The 1,510-nt window shown below is 33.1% G+C and carries 1 protein-coding gene and 1 pseudogene; both read left to right on the forward strand.

From position 1 onward, the window contains the following. Nucleotides 1-131: 131 nt before the first annotated feature. A pseudogene (locus I0K12_RS22240) lies at nt 132-281 on the forward strand (restriction endonuclease subunit S); the annotation flags it as partial. Between the two features lie 39 nt (nt 282-320). Continuing rightward, the gene (locus tag I0K12_RS18075) at nt 321-989 is read left to right on the forward strand and encodes a restriction endonuclease subunit S (RefSeq protein ID WP_196889548.1); all 669 of its coding nucleotides are present in this window, start codon (nt 321-323) and stop codon (nt 987-989) included. The last annotated feature ends 521 nt before the right edge of the window (nt 990-1,510 follow it).

Raw genomic sequence — 1,510 nt, forward strand, 5'->3', positions numbered from 1 at the left:
ATAATGAATTAAATTTGCTCAAGACTTCGGAGGTTTAGGATTATTTTTTGGTAGAAACAAAACTATAACCTTTTGAAGTCTTTTTTTATCTTATACAATTTTAATCGTGATAATGTTTATTATTTCAAGCTATTAATTGGAGAAAATATAATGAAGCTACTGGAGTCCCTAGCTTATCAAAAATAATAATTCAGAATATAGAAATACTTGTTCCTCCTCTCCCAGAACAACAAAAAATAGCAGAAATCCTAAGTACTATAGATGCCAAAATCGAAAATATTTCGGAGCAAATACAAGCCAACAAAGCACTTAAAAAAGGAATGATGCAGCGTTTGCTTAGTAAAGGTATTGGGCATAGTGCTTTTAAAAATTCACCTCTTGGGGAGATTCCTGTGGATTGGGAGGTTGTGGAATTTTCAAATAAATTAGATATAATATCTGGATTTGGATTTAAAAAAAGTGATTATTCTGAAAAAGGATTTAAGCTTTTAAGAATTGATAATGTTGGTCATGGGAAAATTTTTTGGGATTCATTAGTTTACATTCCATTTAATTTTGAAAAAAAATATAAAAATTTAGTATTAAAAGAAGGAGATATTTTACTAGCTCTTAATAGACCTATAACTAGAAATAAACTGAAAATCGGTAGAGTAAAAAAAGAAGATACACCTTCAATATTATATCAAAGAGTTGGTAAAATTATAGTCAAAGAAAGTTATAATTATGATTTTATATACTACCTATCTTCATTGTTACTTTTAGATTTTGTTAAAAAAACATCTATTGGATCTGATCAACCATTTATTAGTTTAACTCAATTAAGAAAACTTAAACTACCGCTTCCCCCTCTCCCAGAACAACAAAAAATAGCAGAAATTTTAAGTAGTATGGATACTAAAATAGAGGTTTTGGAGGCAAAAAAAGTACAGTATCAGGAGCTTAAAAAAGGTTTAATGCAGCAGTTGCTTACGGGGAAGGTTCGGGTTTAGTGTTTTTACCTCCCCGCCTTTCAGGCACCCCTGTTATGAGTTTGCTTGGAGTTGCGTGTATTTACCTCCCCGCCTTTCAGGCACCCCTCCTAAAAGGAGGGGAATTATTAGGGTTGTGGATATATTATTTTTTTGGATTTTTTAATTAATTATAAAATCCCAAACAGCTCTCCTCCTTGCAGGAGGAGTACCCGAAGAAGGAGGAGGTAGAACACCCCTACTAATCAAGTAATATTAAATCATCCCGAGTAAGAAAATTTAAAATTTGCTTGGAGTTGCGTGTTTTTTACCTCCCCGCCTTTCAGGCACCCCTACTAAAAGGAGGGGAATTATTAGGGTTGTGGATATATTATTTTTTGGGATTTTTTAATTAATTATAAAATCTCAAACAGCTCTCCTCCTTGCAGGAGGAGTACCCGAAGGGGGAGGAGGTAGAACACCCCTACTAATCAAGTAATATTAAATCATCCCGAGTAAGAAAATTTAAAATTTGCTTGGAGTTGCGTGTTTTACCTCCCCGC

This window comes from Aureivirga sp. CE67 (assembly GCF_015767245.1).
GTDB lineage: Bacteria > Bacteroidota > Bacteroidia > Flavobacteriales > Flavobacteriaceae > Aureivirga.